Here is a 21,359-nt window from a genome sequence, read left to right as displayed (position 1 = left end):
TCAACGCTCCGCGGCGGCGGCGGTCCGGGCGGCGGGTACGGCCGGTGCCGCCGCGGGAGTGACCAGCTCCCCGTCCCGGTAGAGCAGTGACCGGCCGGGCCGGGGCACCACCCAGCCGGTGTCGCCCGGCGCCGGTTCCCGCCCCTCGGGCACCACGACCTGGACGCTGGTGCCGGCGGCCCGGATCGGCCCGTCCGCCGTGCCCGCACCCGAACCGTCGGCTGCTCCGCCGGTGGCCACGTCGAGGGAGACCAGCGAGAAGCTGCCGAGGTTCTCGACGACGACCACCTCCCCCCGCAGCGCGCCCGGCGCGGGCTCGGGGGAGTGGTCGAGGTATTCGGGGCGTACCGCGTAGACCAGCTTCTCGCCGTCGGTCACCGCGGCGTCGTCGGGGATCGGCAGCCGGGTGCCGGCGACGGACAGTTGGCCGTCGTGCACCTCGGCGTCGATGAGGTTCATCGGGGTGGAGCCGATGAAGCCGGCGACGAAGGTGTTGGCCGGGCGGCGGAACACCTCGGTGGGCGTGCCGACCTGCCGGATGCGGCCGCCCTCCATGACGGCGATCCGGTCCGCGAGGGCGAGCGCCTCGGCCTGGTCGTGGGTGACGAAGACGGTGGTGACGCCGAGTTCGCGCTGCAGCCGCTTGAGGAAGGTCCGGGCCTCCAGCCGGAGCCGGGCGTCCAGGTTGGACAACGGCTCGTCGAGCAGGAAGACCTGGGGGTGGCAGGCCATCGCCCGGGCGAGCGCGACCCGCTGCTGCTGCCCACCGGAGAGTTGCCCGGGACGGCGGTCCAGCAGCGCGGAGAGGCCCAGCTCGTCGGCGGTCTCGGCGGCCTTGTCGCCGCGGCTGCGGCGGTCCATCTTCTTGATCCGCAGTGGGTAGGCGATGTTCTCCTGCACGGTCATGTGCGGAAAGAGCGCGTAGTCCTGGAAGACCATCGCCACGTCCCGCTTTCCGGGCGGCAGGTTGGTGACCTCGCGGTCGCCGATGTGCACGCTGCCGCTGGAGGCGAGCTCCAGCCCGGCGATGGTGCGCAGCAGGGTGGTCTTGCCGCAGCCGGACGGGCCGAGCAGGGCGAAGAACTCGCCGTCGGCGATCTCCAGGTCGAGGGCGTCCAGGGCGCGTACCCCGTTGGGGTAGACCTTGGTCAGTGCGCGCATGGCGATGGCGGACATCAGCGCTTGATCCCTCCGTGGAAGCGGAATCCGTACCGGCTGCTGACGAAGACGAACATGAGCGCCACCGGCAGCGAATAGAGCAGCGAGAAGGTGGAGAGCAGCCGCAGGTCGGCCTGGCCGCCCTCGGTGTAGAGGGTGTACATGATCACCGCGGCGGGGGCCTTGTCGGGCCCGCGCAGCAGCAGGTACGGCACCAGGAAGTTGCCCCAGACGTTGGCCACCGCCCACACGCCGACGGTGGCCAGCCCGGGGCGGACCAGCGGCACCACGATGTGCCGCATGATCTGCAGCGGGCTGGCGCCGAAGACCCGGGCGGACTCCTCGTAGGACGTCGGCGTGGCGTCCATGAAGTCCTTCAGGATGAAGATCGCCGCCGGCAGCAGGCCACCGCTGAGGATCAGGATGACGCCGAGCCGGGAGTCGATCAGGTGCAGCCGGTCGGCCAGCTCGAACAGCGGCACCATGGTGGCGGTGCCGGTCACGATCGAGGAGAGCAGCAGCAGCCCGTAGAGCAGCGCGTCCCGGCCGGGCACCCGGACCCGGCTCAGCGCGTACGCGGCCAGCGCCGCGAACGTCACCACCAGCGCGGCGGTGCCGACGGCCAGGTAGACCGAGTTGAGCAGCGAGCCGAGCGCGTACGGGTTGTCGAGCAGGGCGCGGAAGTTGTCCAGGGTGAACCGCGGCAGCGAAGCGGTGATCGTCGGGGTGTCGTCGAACGGGGCGGTGGCCAGCCAGAGCAGCGGCAGCGCGAAGAACCCGAGGACGGCGCAGAGGAAGACGTACCGCGCGATCCGGGCGAGCACGTGCCGGACCACGATGCGCGGCCCGTCGCTGGTCGGCTCGGTCTCGGTCCGCGTCGCGGTCGCGGTGCTCATGCCGGCCTCTTGTTGCGCTCGGCGTCAGCATGAGGCACAGATGCGCTGGGCCTGCTGGTTCGCTCGCTGCGCTCGCTCACGCCGTCTCCTTCCGCCGACCCAGCATCCGCAGGTAGACCAGGGCGATGACCAGGTTGATCAGCAACATGACGAACGAGATGGCCGCGCCGAAGCCGAGCTCCCCGCCGGAGAGCGCGACCTTGTACACGTAGACCGGCAGAATCTCCGAGCGCTGCTCGGGGCCGCCCGCGGTGATCAGGAACGGCGCGAAGTCGTTGAACGTCCAGAGGCTGATCAGCAGCAGGTTGGTGAGCACGTGCCCGCGGATGCGGGGGAAGACCACGTCACGTAGCTGCTGCCAGGTGGACGCGCCGGCGAGCCGGGCGGTCTCCAGGTGCGAGCGGGGCACGTTCTCCAGCGCGGCGGCGTAGAGCATCATCGAGAACGCCGTGCCGCGCCAGGTGTTGAACACGATGATCGACAGCATCGGATGGTCGAGCAGCCAGGCGGTGCCGGGGATGCCGAGCAGCGTGTTGAGCGTGCCGCCGTCGCGGTCGAGCAGGGCGATCCAGAGGAACGCGACCACCGAGCTGGGCAGGATCCAGGAGAGCAGGACGAACCCCTCGACCAGCCGGCGCAGCGGGCCGCGACGGTCGCGCAGCGCGTAGGCGATGGCGAAGCCGAGCCCGGCCTGGCCGATGACCGCCGAGCCGAGCACGAACTGCAGGGTGAGCAGCAGCGAGTTGCGGAACCGCTCGTCGTCCAGCGCCCGGGTGTAGTTGTCCAGGCCGACGATCTCCGGGTTGGCGGCGGCCAGGCCGGTCAGCCGGTAGTTGGTGACGCCCAGGTAGATCGTCCAGGCGGCCGGCACCACGAGGAAGAGCAGGATCAGCACCATGCTCGGCGTCAGGAACCCGGCGGCCCGGCCCCGGCCCAGCCCGGCGGCGTCGGCGGCGGGGGAGGCGCCCGTGGCCGGGCGCGCTCCCTCCACCACCTGGTCAGGAGGTGACGTTGCCTGGGCCACCGACGAACCCCTCGACCTTCTTCTGGTACGCGCTGGCGGCCGCGTCGACACCCTTGCCGGCCGTCGCGTCCGCGGTCGCCTCCTGCAGTGCGACAGACACCTGCGGGTACACCGCCAGCGGCGGCCGGTAGGCGGTGACCGGCAGCACCTTGTCGGTGATGAAGCTGAGCATCGGGTCGCCCGCCAGCACCTCCTTGTTGACGTCCGTACGGGCGGTGATCCGCTTCTCGCCGGCCAGTTCTGCCTTGACCGCCTCGGCCGAGTGCATGAACGACAGCAGCTCCCACGCCTGGGAGGGGAACTTGGAGTTGGGGTTGAGCACCCGCACGCCGCCGCCGGACATGCTGACGAAGTCCTGCCCCCGGATGCCGGCGCCGGGCTGCTTGGCGGGGATCATGGCGTAGCCGACGGCGGTGTCCCGGTCGGCCATCTTGGCGATGCCGCTGGTCGGGTTGACGACACTGCGCCAGAAGTAGTCACCCTCACCGAGGATGCCGATCTTCCCGGCGGCGAACTCGGCGAAGGACTTGTCGCGCCCCTTCGCCTCCTGCTGGAGCTTCGGGTCGCCCAGGCCGCCGCCGTAGACCTTCGTGTAGAAGTCGAGCACGTCCTTGACCGGCTGGGTGGCTCCGGCCCACTTGCCATCGGAGTAGATCTCGCCGCCGGCGCCGGCCAGCAGCGGCAGCGCGCCCTGCATCGAGGTCGCCTCGCCCATCGCCGTACCGGCGTTGATCTGGATCGGCGTCACCCCGGGCAGCGCCTTGAGCTTGGCGCCGGCGTCGAGGATCTCCTGCCAGCTCTTGGGTTGCCACTCGGCGGGCAGGCCGGCCTGGGCGAAGAGCTTCTTGTTGTAGTAGAGGACCCGGCCGTCGGTGCCGAGCGGGATGCCGTAGCGCTTCTCCTCGAACGAGCCGAGGCCCTGCACCGTCTCCGGGATCTGCGACCAACCCTCCCAGGAGTCGACCTCGCTCCCGCCCACCTCGGAGAGCGGCTTGAGGTAGCCGGCCTGGACGAACTCGCCCACCCAGATGCCGTCCAGCGCGATGACGTCCGCACCGCTCTTGGACCGCAGGTCGAGGGCCTGCTTGGTCTTGTACTGCTCGTCGTCGACGCCGCTGGGCACGAAGGTCACCTTCGCGGTGACGCCCTTGGCCTTCTGGGCCTCGACGAACTTCGGGATGACCCACTTCTCGATCCACTCCGCACCGGCGGAGCTCTTGCCGCCCACGATGGAGTTGGCGGCGATGGTGAGGGTGATGTTCTTGGCGTCCTTGCCGGCGGGCTCGGACGAGTCGCCGCACGCGGTGGCGGCGAGGGCAACGGCGGTGAACGCGGCGAGCAAGCCCGCTGCGTGTCTCGGCTTGGCTGACATGGCTGCTTCCCTTCGCAAGGAGAGACTTCGAAGAGACTCGCGGGTCGCCCGCCGGCCGCAGGGCACTCGCCGGCGGTGCTTAGCGGCCACAATGTCATGACAGCCTGACGACGTAAATACCTGTCACTGAAATGAGCGCGAAACATCCACGGTCACCGCTCCGCGACGGTCACCTCGAGGGAGTAGCGGCTGGCCCGGTAGATGTGCGCGCCGTGCTCGACGTAGCGCCCGCGGTAGTCGTACGCGGTGCGGGTCATGGTGAGCAACGGAGCCCCCCGCCGCTCGCCGAGCATCTGGGCCTCGGCCGAGGTCGCGGCGCGCGCCCCGATCCGCTGGTGAGCGCCACGGACCCGCATGCCGGCGGCCCGCAGGATCGCGTACAGCCCGTTGGCCTGCAACGCGTCCAGGTTGAGCCGGACCAGGTCGGCGGGGAGCCAGTTCTCCATCACCGCGAGCGGCTCGTCGTCGGAGAAGCGCAGCCGGCGCAGATGCCACACCTCGCCACCGTCCGGCACGCCGAGCGCGGTGGCGACGGCGGGCGGGCAGGCGGTGGTGGCCAGCTCCAGCACCGAGGTGGACGGTCGCTGACCGGCGCGCAGCAGATCGTCGTGCAGGCTGGTGAGCTCCACCGAGCGGCGGACCTCGCCGCGCACCACCTGGGTGCCCACGCCGCGGCGGCGCACGATGAGTCCCTTGTCGACGAGGTGCTGGATGGCCTGCCGCACGGTCGGGCGGGACAGCCCGAGCCGGTCGGCGAGCTGCAGCTCGCTGTCCAGCCGGTCGCCGGGTGCCAGCTCGCCACGCTGGATCGCCGCGGCGAACTGCTCGGCGACCTGGAAGTAGAGCGGGACCGGGCTGCTCCGGTCGACCGCGATCTCGGGGCCGGGCACGGCACCTCCTCGGGTGGGGCGCGCGGATTCACAGGGCGGAATGATGGGCGCCACTGTACCGAAGCGGTCACCGAGCGCAGAGGGCGGATGTCATGACAACACATTGACACAACTCACCGAGCACTGTTACCAATCAGGGACAGCGCTGGCGGGTACGCCGTCGCCGGCCGGGACGAAGGACGCCACATGCTGGATGTGCTCACCATCGGCCGGGTCGGGGTGGACATCTATCCGTTGCAGATCGGTACGCCGCTGGCCGAGGTCGAGACGTTCGGCAGGTTCCTCGGTGGCAGTCCGACCAATGTGGCCGTCGCCGCCAGCCGGCAGGGGCTGCGGGCCGGCGTGATCACCCGGACCGGCGCCGACGCCTTCGCCGACTACGTGCACCGGGCGCTGCGCGACTTCGGCGTCGACGCCAGCCAGGTCCACCCGGTCGAGGGGTTGCCGACCCCGGTGACCTTCTGTGAGATCTTCCCGCCGGACCATTTCCCGCTCTGGTTCTACCGCACCCCCACCGCGCCGGACCTGCAGATCCGCCCCGGCGAGCTGGACGCCGACGCGATCGCCGCGGCCCGGATCTTCTGGCTCACCGGCACCGGCCTCTGCCAGCAGCCGAGTCGCGACGCGCACGCCGCCGCGCTCGCGGTCCGCGCCGGACGACCACACACTGTGCTGGACCTGGACTACCGGCCGATGTTCTGGCCTGATCCGGCCACCGCGAGGGCGGCCATCGCCGAGGTGCTGCCCCAGGTCACCGTGACCGTCGGCAACCTCGACGAGGTGGAGATCGCGGTCGGCACCCGAGATCCGCAGCGGGCCGCCGAACGGCTGCTCGACCGCGGCCCCCGGCTGGCGGTGGTGAAGCTGGGCCCCGAAGGGGTGCTGGCCAGCACCGGCACCGAGACCGCCCGGGTGCCGCCGGTGCCGGTGCGGGTGGTCAACGGGCTCGGCGCCGGGGACGCGTTCGGCGGCGCGCTCTGCCTGGGGCTGCTGCGCGACTGGCCGCTGGAGCGGACGCTGCGCTTCGCCAACGCCGCCGGCGCGATCGTCGCCTCCCGCCTGGCCTGCTCCGCCGCCATGCCGGACCAAGCCGAGACCCTGGCGTTGCTGCGGGACGTCCGGCCGGAACCGGTGCCGTCGAACCCCGCCGTCGGAGGAGAAGACCGGTGAACACCGACTACCAGGCGCTGACCCTCACCCGGGCCCACCGACCGCAGGCGATCGCCGAGGCGGCCGCCGGCCGGGTCCGGCGGCCCTGGCCGGATCACGGGCGGCCGCTGTTCATCATCGCCGCCGACCACCCTGCCCGGGGCGCCCTCGGCGTCCGGGACCGGCCGATGGCCATGGCCGGACGGGCCGACCTGCTCGACCGGCTGCGCCTGGCGCTGTCCCGCCCCGGCGTCGACGGGGTGCTCGGCACCCCGGACGTCCTGGAGGACCTGCTGCTGCTCGGGGCGTTGGAGGACCGGCTGGCGATCGGGTCGATGAACCGCGGCGGCCTCTCCGGTGCCACCTTCGAACTCGACGACCGGTTCACCGCGTACGACGCCGACAGCATCGCCGCGATGCGCTACGACGGCGGCAAGATGCTCTGCCGCATCGACCCGGACGACGCGGGCACCGCCCCCACCCTGCAGGCCTGCGCCAGGGCGGTCACCGCCCTGGCGGCCCACCGGACGGTCGCCCTGGTCGAACCGCTCTGGGTTGCGCGCACCGAGGGCCGGGTCCACGCCGACCTGCGGCCCGAGGCGGTCATCAAGGGCGTCAGCGTCGGCCAGGCGCTCGGCGCCACCTCCGCGTACACCTGGTTGAAGCTGCCGGCGATCGACGAGATGGAGCAGGTGATGGCCGCGACCACCCTGCCGGTCCTGCTGCTCGGTGGCGACCCGGTCGAGGCTCCCGACACGGTCTACGCGAGGTGGGAACGGGCGCTGCGGCTGCCCGGGGTGCGTGGGCTGGTGGTGGGCCGCGCGCTGCTCTATCCGCCGGACGACGACGTGGCCGCGGCCGTGGACGTGGCCGGGTCGCTGCTCCCCGCCGGGCAGGACGCGTGAGGACGGCGGATGCTCACCTGCGGTGGGGCAGCACGGCCCGGACGCCGTGGGCGCTGGAGGTCACCCCCGAGCGGGCCGGCTGGACCTACGCCGGGCTGCGGGTGCTCACCCTGCCGCCGGGCGGCGCGGTCACCTTCGACACCGGTGACGAGGAGATGCTGGTCCTGCCCCTGGCCGGCGCCGCGACCGTGCGGTGCGACGGGGTCCGGTTCGCCCTGACCGGGCGGACGTCGGTCTTCGCCGCGGTGACCGACTTCGCCTACCTGCCCCGGGACGCCACCGTCACGGTGCGGGGCGAGGGCCGGTTCGCGCTGCCGTCGGCCCGGGCGACCCGCCGGCTCTCGCCGCGCTACGCCGCCGCCCGGGACGTGCCGGTGGAGCTGCGCGGGGCGGGGCCGGCCAGCCGCCAGGTCAACAACTTCTGCGCCCCGGACGCCTTCGACTGCGACCAACTGGTCGCCGTCGAGGTGCTCACCCCCGGCGGCAACTGGTCGTCGTACCCGCCGCACAAGCACGAGGAGGACCGGGTCCACGACGACGGCCGGGTCGAGGCGGCGTTGGAGGAGATCTACTACTTCGAGGTGGCCGGCGGCGCGCCCGGCGACCCGGCCGGACCGGCCGGCTACCAGCGGGTCTACGGCACCGAGCAGCGCCCGATCGACGTGCTCGCCGAGGTGCGCGCCGGGGACGTCGTGCTGGTTCCGCACGGGTACCACGGGCCGTCGATGGCCGCGCCGGGCTACCACCTCTACTACCTCAACGTGCTTGCCGGGCCCGGCCGGAACCGGACGATGGCCTGTGTGGACGATCCGCGGCACGGCTGGATCCGGGCGAGCTGGGCCGATCAGCCGGTCGATCCGCGGCTGCCGCTGGCCGGCCCGACGACCCGGGAGGCGTGATGCCCAGACTGACGGTGGCGCAGGCGATCGTGACGTTCCTGGCGCGGCAGTTCTCGGAGCGCGACGGGGCGCGCCGCCGGCTGATCCCGGCCTGCTTCGGCATCTTCGGCCACGGCAACGTCGCCGGCATCGGTGAGGCGCTCGCCAGCACCGAGGTCGACCTGCCGTACCACCTCTGCCGCACCGAGCAGGGCATGGTGCACACCGCGGCCGCGTACGCCCGGATGACCGACCGGTTGAGCACCCTGGCCTGCACCACCTCGATCGGTCCGGGCGCGACGAACCTGGTCACCGGCGCGGCCGGCGCGACCATCAACCGGCTGCCGGTGCTGCTGCTCCCCGGTGACATCTTCGCGACCCGGGTAACCAACCCGGTGCTGCAGGAGCTGGAGGACCCACGCTCCTACGACGTGAGTGTCACCGACGCGCTGCGGCCGGTGTCCCGGTACTGGGACCGGATCAACCGTCCCGAGCAGCTGCCGGCGGCGCTGTTGGCCGCGATGCGGGTGCTGACCGACCCGGTGGAGACCGGCGCGGTCACCCTGGCGCTGCCGCAGGACGTCCAGGCCGAGGCGTACGACTGGCCGGCGGAGCTGTTCGCCGACCGGGTCTGGCACGTGCCGCGTCCGCGTCCGGACGCGGCCGCCGTGGACCGGGCCGCGGCGGCCGTCACAGCGGCCCGGCGGCCGCTGCTCATCGCCGGGGGCGGGGTGATCTACAGCGGTGCGGGCGAGGCGCTGCGGAGCTTCGCGGAGGCGTACGGGGTGCCGGTGGCGGAGACCCAGGCAGGCAAGGGCGCCCTGTCCCATGATCATCCGTTGGCGCTCGGCGCGGTCGGGGTCACCGGCACCACCGCGGCGAACGAGATCGCCGGCGGCGCGGATCTGGTGATCGGGGTGGGCACCCGGTACAGCGACTTCACCACCGCCTCCGGCACCCTCTTCGGCGCCGAGGCCCGGTTCGTCAACCTCAACATCACCGGCTTCGACGCGGCGAAGCTCTCCGGGGTGCAGCTCGTCGGGGACGCCCGGGAGTGCCTCTCCGCGCTCGGCGCCGCCTGCGCCGGGTGGGGGAGCGAGCCGGCGTACCGTGCGTCGGTCACCGAACTGAAGGGCCGGTGGGCGGATGTGGTCGAGCGGGCCCGGCACGCGGAGCCGGACGCGCGGCCGACCCAGACCGCGGTCATCGGCGCGGTCAACGACGCCGCCGGCCCGCGCGACGTGGTGGTCTGCGCGGCCGGGTCGATGCCCGGTGACCTGCACCGGCTGTGGCGCAGCGCCGACCCGAAGAGCTACCACGTCGAGTACGGCTACTCGTGCATGGGCTACGAGATCGCCGGGGGGATCGGGGTCAAGCTGGCCGCACCGGAGCGCGAGGTGTTCGTGCTGGTCGGTGACGGCTCCTACCTGATGCTGCCGAGCGAGCTGGCCACCGCGGTGGCGGACGGGGTGAAGCTCGTGGTGGTGCTCGTCGACAACCAGGGCTTCGCCTCGATCGGCCGGCTCTCGGAGAGCGTCGGAGCGCGCCGGCTCGGCACCGCCTACCTCGACCGGGGCGGCGCACCGCTGCCGGTCGACCTCGGGGCCAACGCGGCGAGCCTCGGCGCGGAGCTGATCCGGGTGTCGACCATGACCCAGCTCCGCGCGGCGCTCGCCACCGCGAAGCGGGCGGAGCGGACCACCGTGGTCCACGTGCGGACCGACCGGTTCGAGACCGGTCCGGACGGCGGCGCCTGGTGGGACGTGCCGGTCGCCGAGGTCTCCACCACCGTCGAGGCGCGGAGCGCCCGGGCCTGGTACGAGGCGGGGCGCAAGGACCGACACTCGCACCTGCGCCCGGCCTGAGCGATCCGACGATCGGGGTGGCCGACCCGTTGCGATGTCAGCCACCGCGGGAACCGGTGACCTACCATGCGGGCGTGACGAACGTCGATCGGGTGGCCGCCGCCGTCGCGGTCTGGCACCAGCAGAGCGTCTGGTCGCGCGCGGCGACGGTGGCGAAGCGCCGGATCGTGCGGGGGCGCCGGGCGCTCGCCGGGTTGACCGTCGTCGCCGCCGTCGCCGGTACCGCCGCCAGCCAGCTCGACGGGGTCTACCAGCCCGCGAGCCGGACTCTCGCGGTGCTCGCCGGTGCCGCCCTGGCGCTGGTCCCGGTGGTGGCCCGTTCGACGGCACGGGAGGCGGTGCACGCCTGGGCCCGGCTGCGGTCGGTCTCCGAATCGCTCAAGGCCGAGCTCTACCGCTACCTGGCCCGGGTGGCGCCGTTCGTCGGGCCGGATCGCGACGCCGTGCTGCTGCGCCGGCTCGACACGCTCCTGGACGACGCCGGTGACCTCGCCGGGCTGGTCGTCGACGTCGAGCCCGCCGAGCGGCCGTTGCCCGCGGTCTCCGACGTGCCGTCCTACCTGACCCATCGGCTCGTGGGACAGGTGGAGGGCTACTACCTGCCCGGTGCGCGGCAGATGGCCCGTCGGGCCACCCGCATTCGTACGGCGACCACCGCGTTGACCGCCGCCGGGGCGGTGCTGTCCGCCGTGGTCGGAGTGCTCGGCGACGGCCTCGGGCTGGCCGCCTGGGTCGGCGTCGTGGCCACGGTGACGACGGCGCTGGTCGGCTACGGCGCGGCCCAGCAGTTCGAGCACCAGCAGATCGAGTACGCGCGCACTGCCGACCAGTTGTCCCGGCTGGCCCTCATCCGACGCGAGGGGCACGGGTGGACCGACGACGCGGCGTTCGTGGCGGAGGTGGAGCGGATCATCTCACTGTCCAATGAGGCCTGGATGGCCAGAACCCTTGAAGAAGATGGCTCGCAGCACCGCTGACGTTACCGAGGGTGCGGTAGAGTCATCGACAGTTGTGTGGGTCGCCATCGAGGGTGACTCCGGCTGACCCACCAAGTCCGATGGGGGGCCCACGTGGATCGCAACGCAGGCCGGTCGACGAAGACCACCGCACCGCTGGATGATCTCCGGCAAACTCCGCTCGGCGAGATCTCACTTGTCCGCGCCCGACTCGTGGCGCTGTCCGACACCCGCACAGTCGATCGGCCGGCACGCGTCGATGTCGCGGCCTTCGGTGCTTCGATCTGATCCGGGTGCGACGGCAGCCTCTGGGACAAGCGCACCGGCTGGTGCTCTGAGTCAGTACGTAATCAAGATCGTCAGCCGGTGCGACCTCTCCTGCGACCACTGCTACGTCTACGAACACCCCGATCAGAGCTGGCGTCGACAGCCGCGCACGATGGCGCCGGCCACGGTGGCTGCCGCTGCCCGGCGGATCGCCGAGCACGCGAGCACGCACCGGCTCGCCGCGGTGCGGGTGGTGCTGCACGGCGGCGAGCCACTGCTCGCCGGGGCCGCCGGGCTCGCCGCCATCGCGGCCGAGCTGCGCCGGCAGCTCGACCCGGTGACCCACCTGGATCTGCGCATGCAGTCCAACGGTGTGCTGCTCACCGAGGAGATCGCCGAGGTGCTGGTCGGCTACGGCGTCAAGGTCGGCATCTCCCTCGACGGTGATCGCGCGGCCAACGACCGGCACCGGCGCTACGCCAACGGTGCGAGCAGCCACACCTCGGTGCTGCGGGCGCTCGCGCTGCTGCGCCGCCCGGAATACCGGCCGGCCTACGCCGGCATCCTCTGCACGGTCGACCTGGCCAACGACCCGATCGAGGTCTACCAGGCGCTGCTGGCCGAGGACCCGCCGCACATCGACTTCCTGTTGCCGCACGCCAACTGGGACCGGCCGCCGCCGCGCCCGGACGGCGTCGCGACCCCGTACGGCGACTGGTTGCTCGCCGTGCACCGGCGCTGGACCGCGGACGGCTGTCCCGTGCCGATCCGGATGCTGGACTCGCTGCACTCCACCGCCGCCGGCGGCACCAGCCGGACCGAAGCGGTGGGGCTGGACGCCGCCGACCTCGCGGTGATCGAGACGGACGGCAGCTACGAGCAGGTCGACTCGCTGAAGTCGGCCTTCGACGGCGCTCCGGCCACCGGGCTCGACATCTTCGCCGACCGGATCGACGACGTCGCCGCCCATCCGATGATCGCCGTTCGGCAGGCGGGGCTGGCCGGCCTCAGCTCCACCTGTCAGTCCTGCCCGGTGGTCCGGCAGTGCGGCGGTGGCCTCTTCGCCCACCGCTACCGCACGGGCAGCGGCTTCGACAACCCGTCGGTCTACTGCCGCGACCTGACACACCTGATCCGGTCGATGGGGGCCCCGGCCGTCCCGTCGCCCCGAGCCGCCGCCCCCGACGGTCCGGGGCGCGCCGACGCCGGTGCGGACGCGCTGGACCCGACGGTCCTCGACGACCTCGGCACCGGCCACGGCAACGACGATTCGGTCGACCAGCTCGCCGCGATCCACCTGGCGAAGACCCGGGCGCTGCTGGTCGCGCTCAGCCCGGCCATGGCCGAACTGCCGGTCGCCGCGGCCGCCTGGGCCGTGCTGGTCGGGCTCGACGTCGCGGCGCCGGAGGTGGTGCGGGACGTGCTCGGCCACCCGTTCGTCCGCCGGTGGGCCCATCGGTGCCAGGACCGCCCGACCCCGGTCCACCTCGGACACGTCGCCGCGGTCGCCGCGGCCGCGGCGATCCGGGCCGGCGCCACCGCCGAGCTCGTCGTGCCGGTGCGCGACGGGGTGCTCAGCCTGCCCACTCTCGGCACGCTCACCCTGCCGGGCGCGGACGCCGCCATGGTGTCCGTCGACGCGGACGGGTTCCGCGTCCGCGTCAACGACGACGTGGTCACGGTGCGGCCCGACTCGGCCCAGCACCCACCGGGCTGGCGGCCGGCCCGGCGGATGTCGCTCGAGGGTTCATCGCTGCTGATCGAGGACGCCGACCCGTACCGGGACTGCTACCAGGACCTGGCGGTGACACCCCGACTGACCGCGGCGGAGGCCGTCGGGTGGGCACGCCAGGTGGGCCGCGCGCTCCAGCGGATCGACGCCGAGGCCCCCGGCTACGCCCCCGGCATGCGGGCGGTGCTACGCGCCGTGGTGCCGCTGCGCCCCGACCGGGGCGGTCGGCAGCGCAGCGCCGCCGCGGCGACCGCCTTCGGCGCCGTCGCCGTCACGCCGGCACCCGACGACGCCGCCCTCGCGGTGCTGCTCGTGCACGAGGTGCAGCACCTCAAGCTCAACGGCGTGCTCGACGTCTGCGAACTGGTCGACCGGCGCGACACCCGCCGGCTCGTCGTGCCGTGGCGGGACGACCCCCGCCCCGTGGACGGCGTGCTGCACGGCACGTACGCCCACCTGGCGGTGGCCGACGTGTGGCGCCGCCGTCCGGGTGCGGCGGCCGGCGCCCACTTCCGTCGCTACCGGGGCTGGACCGACGGAGCGCTCGACGCGCTGCTCGGCCTGGGGGCGTTGACGGCGGCGGGGGAGCGGTTCGCGCGGCGGATGCGCGCGACGGTGGACCGCTGGGCATGACTGCGCGGCCGGCCGGCGCGGTGGATCTGGCCGCCGGGCTGCGGGCGGTGGGGCTCGACGCCGGCGCGACCGTTCTGGTGCACTGCTCACTGTCGCGGATCGGACCCGTCGCCGGCGGTCCGGCGACCCTGCTGGCCGCGATGCGCGACGTGCTGGGTGACGCCGGGACGATCGTGGTACCCACCCAGACCGCCTTCAACTCGATCACCTCGCCGGCCTTCCGCGCGGCGACCGCGGGCCTGAGCAGGCGGCAGGCGGCGCGGGTGGAGGCGGGCATCCCCGCCGTTCCACCCGGAGCGCAGCCCCGCCGACGGCATGGGGGTGCTGGCCGAGCACGTGCGGCGGCAGCCGGGAGCGGTCCGCAGCGGGCACCCGCAGACCTCGTTCGCCGCGCTGGGTCCGGCGGCGGCCCGGCTGACCGCCGTGCACGACCTGGACTGCCACCTGGGCGAGCGGTCCCCGCTCGGCGCGCTCTACGCCGCCGACGCCCTCGTCCTGCTGCTCGGCGTCGACTACGCCGCCTGTACGGCGTTCCACCTCGCCGAGTACCGCCTTCCCCACCCGGCCGCCCAGCGGCCGTACCGCTGCTATGTCCTGGACAGCTCGGGTCGTCGGGTCCGGCGCGACTTCCTCGCCCTCGACCTCGACGACTCCGACTTCCCACGGATCGGCGAGGCGCTGGAGCGCCTGCCGGTCGTCCGGCGCGGTGCGCTGGGCGGCGGCACCTGCCGCGCCGTCCGGATGCGACCCGCCGTCGACTTCGCCGGCCGCTGGATGCGCCGGCACCGGGCCGGACAGTGAGGGCGGCCCGGGCATTGCCGCGGCCGATAATGTAGTGAGGTGACTGTGTCCTCAGGGGACGGGAGCGGCGGGTGACCGAGGAAGAGTACCGGGTCGACCCACGGGCACCCGTGTTCTTCCTCAGTTACGCCCGGGCGAAACAGCGCCCCGGCGAGCCACCGCGGGACGCCAACCAGAAGGTCTTCCAGCTCTACGTCGACCTCTCCGACCACGTCGCCGAGCTGCTCGGGCTGCCGGCCGGAAGCACGGCCGGCTTCCTGGACCGGCTCCTCGACGGCGGTCAGCTGTGGACCGACGATCTCGCCTTCGCCGCCGGCCACTGCCAGGTCTTCATCCCGCTGATCTCCCCGCAGTACCTGAGCAGCGCCTGGTGCGCCCGGGAGTGGAACGCGTTCGTGCGCCGCCGCGAGATCCGACGTCCGGATGCCCGGCCGACCCCCGGCGAGCGGCCGATCATCCCGGTCAACTGGTCGGTGATGGGCCGCCGACGCCGGCTGCCGGCGGCGATCGGGCATCGGCAGATGTTCTCCCCGACCGGCCTTCCTCCGGAGATCGCGCCGCAGTACCAGCAGGAAGGCATCTACGGCCTGCTCAGCCTCGGCCGCAACGGCAAGGACGCCTACGACGCGGTGGTGTGGCGGTTGGCGCAGCGGGTCGTCCGCGCGGTGGACACGCACTGGGTGCAGCCGTACGTGTCGGACATCGAGGAACTCGGCGACGAGTTCGAGGAGGCCGGGGATGAGCTGGACTGACACCGCCCCGACCGTCGCCGGACGGGAGACGTACTTCTTTCTCAGCTACGCCCATTCCGTGCCGCTCTCCGCCGCGGCCCGCCCGGACACCGACTACTGGGTCACCCGCTTCTTCCACGACCTCAACGCCGCCGTGCAGCGCGGCGCACGCCGCAGCAGCGATCTCGACATCGGCTTCTTCGACGGGCTCGTCGCGCCCGGCGCGGACCTCAGGCAGGCGCTCACCGACGCGCTCAGCCTCGCGCACGTCTTCGTGCCGCTCTACTCGCCGAACTACTTCAGCAACGCCTGGGCGGTCGGCGAGCGGGCCTCCTTCCGGTCCCGGCTGGACCGGCTGCGCCCGGCCGAGACGGACGGGCACGTCCTGCCGGTGTTGTGGATCCCCTTCCCGCCCTGGGACGACCGGCCGGAGATGGCCGAGGCGCTGGAGCTGGTCGGCGGCCCGGCCGAGTACGCCGAGAACGGGCTGCGTGCGCTGTGCAAGCTCAGCGCCTACCGGCGGCAGTACGACGAGGTCCTCGACACGTTGGCCGAGCGGATCATCGCGGTGACCGAGACCGCGCCGCTGCGCCGGTCCCGGGCCGCACCGCTGACCAGCGCGCCCACGGAGGAGCCCGGCGAAGCCGCGTTGGTCGTCGCCGCGCTCGCCGGCGAGGACGGGCGGCAGTGGCGACCGTTCGGGGCGCAGCACGCGTTGGCCATCGCCGACTACGTCGCCGCGACCGCCCAGCGGCTGGGGCTGCCCACCCGGGTCGTCGAGTTCGGCGCGGCGCGCGAGCGGGCCCCGGACAGCCCGACCGTCCTGCTGATCGATGCCGGCCTGGGGCTGTCCGCGGTGCGCGCCGCCGTCGCCGGGCTGCCGCGTTGGGTGGTGCCGCTGGTGGTGGCCGGGCCGAGCGACGCGGCGGAGGAGATCGTCGCCGCCCTGCGCGTCGCCCGGTTCCCGGAGGCACGACCGGTACACGGGGTGGACGAGTTCGAACACAGCGCGCCACTGCTGGTGATCGAGGCCCGCAAACAGTTCCTGCGACATGGACCGCTCTACCCTCAGGACGGCCCGAGCGTGCCCCGACCGAGCCTGCGGCCGACTGACGCGACCGACGTGCGGCGACGACGAGAAGAGGACCGATGACACAGCAGCGAGACGGTCAGGTGGTCACCTTCTACTCGTACAAGGGCGGCACCGGGCGGACGATGGCCCTGGCCAACACGGCGTGGATCCTGGCAGCGAACGGTCAGCGCGTGCTGGTCGCCGACTGGGACCTCGAGTCGCCCGGCCTGCACAAGTTCTTCGCGCCGTTCCTCGACGCGGACCAGGTCGCCTCCACCGGTGGCGTGATGGACCTGATCCTGGAGTACGAGTGGGCGAACCTCAAGCGACGCCGCCAGGCCCAGGAGGCCGGCGGTCCGCAGGAGGTGGAGACCCGGCCCGGCGACTGGCACCGCCACCTGGCCAAGGTGCAGAAGTACGCCTTCTCGGTGGGCTGGGAGTTCCCCGGCGGCGGCAGCCTCGACCTGCTGCTGGCGGGCAAGCACAACCCGGACTACGCCACCAACGTCACCGGCCTGAACTGGGACAACTTCTACAACCGGCTCGGTGGCGGGCTCTTCTTCGATGCGCTGCGCGAGGACATGAAGCGGCACTACGACTACACCCTGATCGACAGCCGCACGGGCATCAGCGACGTCGCCGAGATCTGCACCATCCACCTGCCGGACGTGCTGGTGGATTGCTTCACCCTGAGCGACCAGGGCATCGACGGCGCCGCGACGGTGGCCAGCCGGGTCCGCGGCTACGAGGGGCGGCGGGCCCGCCGGGTGCTGCCGGTGCCGATGCGGGTGGACGAGGGGGAGAAGGGTAAGGCCGACGCCGGTCGGGCGGTGGCGATGCAGCGGTTCGCCGGGCTGCCGGGCGGCATGACCGAGGCCGAACGGCGGGAGTACTGGCTCACCGTCGAGGTGCCGTACCGGGCCTACTACGCCTACGAGGAGACCCTGGCGACCTTCGCGGACGTGCCGGGCGGTCGGACCACCCTGCTCTCCGCGTACGAGACGTTGACCAGTCACATCACCGGCGGGCGGATCTCCGTGCTGCCCCGGGTCGACGAGGCGCTGCGCCGGCGGGTCGTGGCCCGCTTCGAGCGCAAGCCCGCGATCGCCGACGAGCTGGTCGTGGTGCGCCACGTTCCGGAGGACCAGGCCTGGGCGGAGTGGGTGCAGGCGGCGCTCACCGCGGTCGACCTGCGGGTGGTGACCGCGGGGGTGGAGGAGACGGAGCCGGCGCGGGCGGGGACGGTCACCCGGGATCTCACCCTGGTCTCCCGCTCCTACCAGGCCGTCCACGGGGAGCCTGCCGACTCCCGCTCGGCCGGCTCGGCCGGTCCGCTGACGGTCTACGTGGACGGTACGACGCCCTCGCCGGACCTGCCGATCGGGGCCTGGGTCTCGCTGCACGAGGTCGCCGCCGAGGAGGCGGTCGAGCGGTTGGTGCAGCTGCTCGGGGTGACCGCGCCCGCGCGGAGCGGCGCCGCGTCGGTGGTGCGGACCGCCCGCTACCCCGGGGCCCGGCCGCTGGTGTTCAACCCGCCGAGCCGCAACACCCGCTTCACCGGGCGGGAGCAGTTGCTGCGCACGCTTCGTGAGGAGCTGCGCGCCGGCGGGAACGAGGGCACCCCGGTAGCGCTGCGCGGCGGTCCCGGCATCGGCAAGACCCAGCTGGCCATCGAGTACGCCCACCGGTTCCGGGGCGCGTACGACATCATCTGGTGGGTGCAGGCCGACCCGCCGCAGTTCGTCGACGTGCGGGTGGCCGACCTCGGCGAGGAACTGGGGCTGCCCCGACAGCAGACCATCCCGGAGATGACCCGGGCGGTGCGGCAGCGGCTGAGCCGGCCGGAGCGACGCCCCGACGGCGGGGTACCCGAGCAGTGGCTGCTGGTCTTCGACAACGTCGACCAGTACGAGCACGTACGCGACTACCTCCCGCAGGGTTCGGGGCACGTGCTGGTCACCACCCGGAACCCGGACTGGGGGGACCTGGCCCGGGGGGTGGACGTGGAGGCGTTCCAGCGGGCGGAGAGCGTGGCGCACCTGCGGTCCCGGATCGGCGAACGGTCGATCACCGTCGCCGAGGCCGAGCAGGTCGCCGAGGCGGTGGAGAACGTGCCGATCTTCGTCGCGATGGCGGGCGCCTGGTTGGCGGACACCGGCACCCCGATCCCCGACTACCTGACGAGTCTGGAACGCGGCGGGCCGACCGAGGACGTCTGGGACATCTCGCTGCAACGGCTGCGGGAGGGCTCCGCGGGCGCGTACCGGCTGCTGCAACTGGCGTCGGTGCTCGCTCCGGAGATCTCACTGGAGCTGCTCTACAGCGACGAGGTCGCGAAGGTCATCGCCGACCATGACCCGATGGTCGCGGCGCGGGTGGCCGACCGGGTCTCCGAGCGTGACATCGCCGCGGCGCTGGTGCAGCGCATCAACCGGCTGGCGCTGGTGAAGCTCGATCTGCACGCGCAGCAGGTGCTGGTGCACCGCCTGCTGCAGGCGGCGTTGCGAGCCCGGATGTCCGATGAGGAGCTGGCCGGTGTGAAGCGCGACGTGCACCGGATCCTCGCCGGGGCCCGGCCGTCCGGCGAGGTAGAGGACGCGTCCGTCGAGCAGCGGCTGCGCCTGCTCTGGCCGCACCTCGACGGGGCGGACGCCCTCTCCTCGTCCGACGACGACGTCCGCCAGCTGATCGTCGACCGGGTCCGCTACATCTACCTCAACGGTGGTTACGCCCAGGGCGCCCGGTACGCCGAGCAGGCCGACGTGGCGTGGTCGCGGCTGCTGGCCCAGCTGGCCCCGGACACGCCGGCGCACCGGGCGTTGCAGGTGCAGCTGCTGCACCTGCGGTTCAACCGGGCCAACCTGCTGCGCAGCCTCGGCGAGTTCGAGCAGGCCCGCCGGCTCAACGAGGAGACGCTGAGCGCCCAGGAGAAGCTGATCGGCTCGACTCACCCGTACACGCTGATGACGGCCGGCGGCTACGGCGGTGACCTGCGGGCCATCGGCCGCTACCAGGAAGCCCTGGAGCGGGACCTGCGCACCTACTCCGCCTCGGTCGACGTGTTCGGCGAGGACCACCGCCGTACGCTGACCGCCGCGAACAACCTGGCCGCGTCCTACCGGTTGACCGGCGACATCCAGCGGGCCCTCGACACCGACGAGAGCACCTACCGCCGGCTGCGGGTGGTACTCGGCCCGGGCCACCTGCGCACCCTGCTCACGGCCAACAACCTGGGCCGGGACCTGCGGGAGGCCGGGGACTACGAGGCGTCGGCGACGTTGCTGCAGACGGTCGTCGCGGGCTACCGCGAGCTCTTCGGCGACCGGTCCCGCAACGTGCTGACGGCGCAGACCAACCTCGCGGCGTCGCTGCGCGGCACCGGCGAGATCGCCGAGGGCGCCCGGCTGCTGGACGACGCCTACCAGGACCTGCTCGCCGGTTTCGGCCCGAGGAACCCGGACACCCTGTTCAGCCGGCTGAGCCGGGCGGCGAACCTCATGCTCCAGGGGGAGCGGGAGCACGCCCGCAGGGAGCTCATCGAGGCCGAGGAGCAGTTCGTCGAGGTGTTCGGCGACGGGCATCCGTACGTGCTGGTGTGTCGCAACAATCTCAGCGTGGCGATGTGGGACCACGGCGAGGTGGGACCGGCTCGCGAGTTGGCCGCGGTCACCGCGACGGCGTTGGAGGCGGCGCTGGGCGACGTCCATCCGCTGACCATGGCGGCGGCCAACAACGTGGCCGTCTTCGCGATCCTCTCCGGGGAGCTGGAGACCGGGCGTGACCAGTTGCGGGTCGTCGTCGGCCGGCTGCGCGAGGTGCTCGGTGAGGACCACCCCGACGCCCTGCGGGGGCTGGGCAATCTGGTGATCGCTGAGCAGGCGGCGTCCGGCGCCACCGGCAGCATCGAGCGGATGCGGCTGGCGGATCGACTCGCGAACCGGATCGGTCAGCACCACCCGAGTGTGGTCAACCTGCGGGAGGGACGTTACGTGCGACGGGTGCTCGACCCGCACCCCTACTGACCGGGCTGGGCGCCGATGAGGACGTCGCGGCTCGCCGTCACGTCGTCGACGGTGAGCCAGCGCAGGATGCGCGGTAGCTCCTTCATCGCGTCGAAGTGTGCCGCGCCGGGCTGCACCTCGATCTCGGCCCCGGGGATCCGGGTGGCGAGCCACCGCGTGTGGCTGACCGGTGCGAAGGTGTCCTCGGCGCCGTGCCAGAGCCGGACCCGGGTCGCCGCGGTGTCGATCATGCGTGGATCGAACTTCCAGTCTCGGCGCAACGCCAGCACATCGTCGATCCACCCGTAGGGCCCGGCCCGGAGCGCTTCCTCGTAGGTGTCGGTGATCAATCGCCGTAGCGCCGCGTCGTTGATCACGCGGCGGTCCGCCGCGGTCATCTCCGCCATGACGTCCTCGAGCAGCCGCCGGGGGTCTTCACTGGCCCGCTCGGCTCGGCGGCGGATCTCCTCCACCAGACCGGCGGTGTCGCCGCCGTTGCCACCGAAACCGTTGACGTTGTCGGCGTTCATGCCCGAGTACCAGTCCAGCTCGCCCGCGTTGGACGGGGCGAACCCGACCAGCGCCGCGACCCGGGAGACCCGGTGCCGCAGCCGGGCGTCGGCCGCGCAGGCCAGCGCGTGCGGGCCGCCACCGGAGCGCCCGGCGACCGCGAACCGGGTCAGCGCCAGCTGGTCGGCGATCACCTCGACGTCTCTCGCGGCGTCGGCCACCGTCCGGCCCTCGGAGCGGTCGGAGTCGCCGTAGCCGGGGCGGTCGTAGGTGATCAGCCGGACCCCCAGACGGTGCAGGACGATGCCGCGTGGCTTCGGCCCCCGCCGGCTGCCCGGTGTGCCGTGCATGAGGAAGACCGGGTAGCCGTCCGGCGCGCCAGAGACCTCGAACGCCACCCGCGAGCTGTCCGCGCGATAGGCGAATCCGGTCCCCGGTTCCCCTTCTCGGACCACCCCAGCCTGCCTTCCGATGTTGCCACCAGCGAGTATCCGTCACGTCGGCACAGAGCGAAGGTGA

General features: G+C 72.8%; 17 protein-coding genes and 1 pseudogene. 12 read left to right on the top strand and 6 right to left on the bottom strand.

Going from position 1 to position 21,359, the window contains the following annotated elements:
- The 5 genes from AB0C04_RS17455 to AB0C04_RS17435 form a co-directional block, all read right to left on the bottom strand.
- Positions 1–1,176: an ABC transporter ATP-binding protein gene (locus tag AB0C04_RS17455; protein WP_357055158.1), complete on the bottom strand. Its 1,176-nt coding sequence runs from the start codon at positions 1,174–1,176 to the stop codon at positions 1–3.
- The gene (locus tag AB0C04_RS17450) at positions 1,176–2,054 is read right to left on the bottom strand and encodes a carbohydrate ABC transporter permease (RefSeq protein WP_357055155.1); all 879 of its coding nucleotides are present in this window, start codon (positions 2,052–2,054) and stop codon (positions 1,176–1,178) included. The genes AB0C04_RS17455 and AB0C04_RS17450 overlap by 1 nt, the downstream gene beginning before the upstream one ends.
- A 76-nt stretch (positions 2,055–2,130) precedes the next feature.
- Positions 2,131–3,078, bottom strand: coding sequence for a sugar ABC transporter permease (locus AB0C04_RS17445; RefSeq protein ID WP_357055152.1), 948 nt, complete (start codon positions 3,076–3,078; stop codon positions 2,131–2,133).
- Positions 3,053–4,450, bottom strand: a complete 1,398-nt coding sequence (locus AB0C04_RS17440; RefSeq protein ID WP_357055149.1) for an extracellular solute-binding protein — start codon at positions 4,448–4,450, stop codon at positions 3,053–3,055. The genes AB0C04_RS17445 and AB0C04_RS17440 overlap by 26 nt, the downstream gene beginning before the upstream one ends.
- Before the next feature lie 152 nt (positions 4,451–4,602).
- Entirely contained in the window at positions 4,603–5,340 is a 738-nt protein-coding gene (locus AB0C04_RS17435; protein ID WP_357055147.1) for a GntR family transcriptional regulator, read from the bottom strand.
- 186 nt (positions 5,341–5,526) lie between these two features.
- On the opposite strand from AB0C04_RS17435, the gene iolC reads away from it, so the two are divergent.
- The 12 genes and pseudogenes from iolC to fxsT all read left to right on the top strand — a co-directional run bounded on the left by iolC (position 5,527) and on the right by fxsT (position 20,351).
- Positions 5,527–6,510 carry a 5-dehydro-2-deoxygluconokinase gene (iolC, locus tag AB0C04_RS17430; protein WP_357055143.1) on the top strand — a complete coding sequence of 328 codons (984 nt, stop codon included), beginning with the start codon at positions 5,527–5,529 and terminating at the stop codon, positions 6,508–6,510.
- The gene (locus AB0C04_RS17425; RefSeq protein WP_357055140.1) at positions 6,507–7,394 is read left to right on the top strand and encodes an aldolase; all 888 of its coding nucleotides are present in this window, start codon (positions 6,507–6,509) and stop codon (positions 7,392–7,394) included. Before iolC ends, AB0C04_RS17425 begins: the two co-directional genes overlap by 4 nt.
- On the top strand, positions 7,391–8,293 hold the full coding sequence (gene iolB, locus AB0C04_RS17420) for a 5-deoxy-glucuronate isomerase (RefSeq protein ID WP_357055137.1): 903 nt from the start codon (positions 7,391–7,393) through the stop codon (positions 8,291–8,293). Before AB0C04_RS17425 ends, iolB begins: the two co-directional genes overlap by 4 nt.
- Complete coding sequence (gene iolD / locus AB0C04_RS17415) at positions 8,293–10,137, top strand: 3D-(3,5/4)-trihydroxycyclohexane-1,2-dione acylhydrolase (decyclizing) (RefSeq protein WP_357055134.1); 1,845 nt, start codon at positions 8,293–8,295, stop codon at positions 10,135–10,137. The genes iolB and iolD overlap by 1 nt, the downstream gene beginning before the upstream one ends.
- 74 nt (positions 10,138–10,211) lie before the next feature.
- Positions 10,212–11,114 (top strand): DUF4231 domain-containing protein, encoded by a 903-nt coding sequence (locus AB0C04_RS17410; protein ID WP_357055131.1) that lies wholly within the window; start codon positions 10,212–10,214, stop codon positions 11,112–11,114.
- A 93-nt stretch (positions 11,115–11,207) separates the two neighbouring features.
- Positions 11,208–11,381, top strand: coding sequence for an FXSXX-COOH protein (locus tag AB0C04_RS17405; protein WP_357055128.1), 174 nt, complete (start codon positions 11,208–11,210; stop codon positions 11,379–11,381).
- Positions 11,353–13,725, top strand: a complete 2,373-nt coding sequence (locus tag AB0C04_RS17400) for an FxsB family cyclophane-forming radical SAM/SPASM peptide maturase (protein ID WP_357055125.1) — start codon at positions 11,353–11,355, stop codon at positions 13,723–13,725. Before AB0C04_RS17405 ends, AB0C04_RS17400 begins: the two co-directional genes overlap by 29 nt.
- Positions 13,722–13,985, top strand: a pseudogene (locus tag AB0C04_RS17395) (AAC(3) family N-acetyltransferase); the annotation flags it as partial. The gene AB0C04_RS17400 and the pseudogene AB0C04_RS17395, both read left to right, overlap by 4 nt.
- A gap of 55 nt (positions 13,986–14,040) precedes the next feature.
- Entirely contained in the window at positions 14,041–14,526 is a 486-nt protein-coding gene (locus AB0C04_RS17390; protein ID WP_357055122.1) for an AAC(3) family N-acetyltransferase, read from the top strand.
- Positions 14,527–14,597: 71 nt separating this feature from the next.
- Complete coding sequence (locus AB0C04_RS17385; RefSeq protein ID WP_357055119.1) at positions 14,598–15,278, top strand: TIR-like protein FxsC; 681 nt, start codon at positions 14,598–14,600, stop codon at positions 15,276–15,278.
- The gene (locus tag AB0C04_RS17380; RefSeq protein WP_357055115.1) at positions 15,265–16,410 is read left to right on the top strand and encodes a TIR-like protein FxsC; all 1,146 of its coding nucleotides are present in this window, start codon (positions 15,265–15,267) and stop codon (positions 16,408–16,410) included. Before AB0C04_RS17385 ends, AB0C04_RS17380 begins: the two co-directional genes overlap by 14 nt.
- Positions 16,407–20,351 carry an FxSxx-COOH system tetratricopeptide repeat protein gene (gene fxsT, locus AB0C04_RS17375; RefSeq protein ID WP_357055112.1) on the top strand — a complete coding sequence of 1,315 codons (3,945 nt, stop codon included), beginning with the start codon at positions 16,407–16,409 and terminating at the stop codon, positions 20,349–20,351. The genes AB0C04_RS17380 and fxsT overlap by 4 nt, the downstream gene beginning before the upstream one ends.
- Here fxsT and AB0C04_RS17370 read toward each other — a convergent pair.
- Entirely contained in the window at positions 20,345–21,295 is a 951-nt protein-coding gene (locus tag AB0C04_RS17370) for an alpha/beta hydrolase (RefSeq protein ID WP_357055109.1), read from the bottom strand. The genes fxsT and AB0C04_RS17370 overlap by 7 nt on opposite strands.
- Positions 21,296–21,359: the final 64 nt, after the last annotated feature.

It is taken from the genome of Micromonospora sp. NPDC048909 (genome assembly GCF_040649635.1).
In the GTDB taxonomy this organism is placed as follows: Bacteria; Actinomycetota; Actinomycetes; order Mycobacteriales; family Micromonosporaceae; genus Micromonospora.
The sequence above is the reverse complement of the archived record's forward strand: the minus strand, read 5'-3'. Positions and strand labels throughout refer to the sequence as shown.

What these genes read in the sequence shown, in the direction of transcription:
- AB0C04_RS17455 (WP_357055158.1), bottom strand. Translation starts at nt 1,176, where the DNA reads ATGTCCGCCATCGCCATGCGCGCACTGACCAAGGTCTACCCCAACGGG.
- AB0C04_RS17450 (WP_357055155.1), bottom strand. Translation starts at nt 2,054, where the DNA reads ATGAGCACCGCGACCGCGACGCGGACCGAGACCGAGCCGACCAGCGAC.
- AB0C04_RS17440 (WP_357055149.1), bottom strand. Translation starts at nt 4,450, where the DNA reads ATGTCAGCCAAGCCGAGACACGCAGCGGGCTTGCTCGCCGCGTTCACC.
- iolC (WP_357055143.1), top strand. Translation starts at nt 5,527, where the DNA reads ATGCTGGATGTGCTCACCATCGGCCGGGTCGGGGTGGACATCTATCCG.
- iolD (WP_357055134.1), top strand. Translation starts at nt 8,293, where the DNA reads ATGCCCAGACTGACGGTGGCGCAGGCGATCGTGACGTTCCTGGCGCGG.
- AB0C04_RS17400 (WP_357055125.1), top strand. Translation starts at nt 11,353, where the DNA reads ATGTCGCGGCCTTCGGTGCTTCGATCTGATCCGGGTGCGACGGCAGCC.
- AB0C04_RS17390 (WP_357055122.1), top strand. Translation starts at nt 14,041, where the DNA reads ATGGGGGTGCTGGCCGAGCACGTGCGGCGGCAGCCGGGAGCGGTCCGC.
- AB0C04_RS17380 (WP_357055115.1), top strand. Translation starts at nt 15,265, where the DNA reads ATGAGCTGGACTGACACCGCCCCGACCGTCGCCGGACGGGAGACGTAC.
- fxsT (WP_357055112.1), top strand. Translation starts at nt 16,407, where the DNA reads ATGACACAGCAGCGAGACGGTCAGGTGGTCACCTTCTACTCGTACAAG.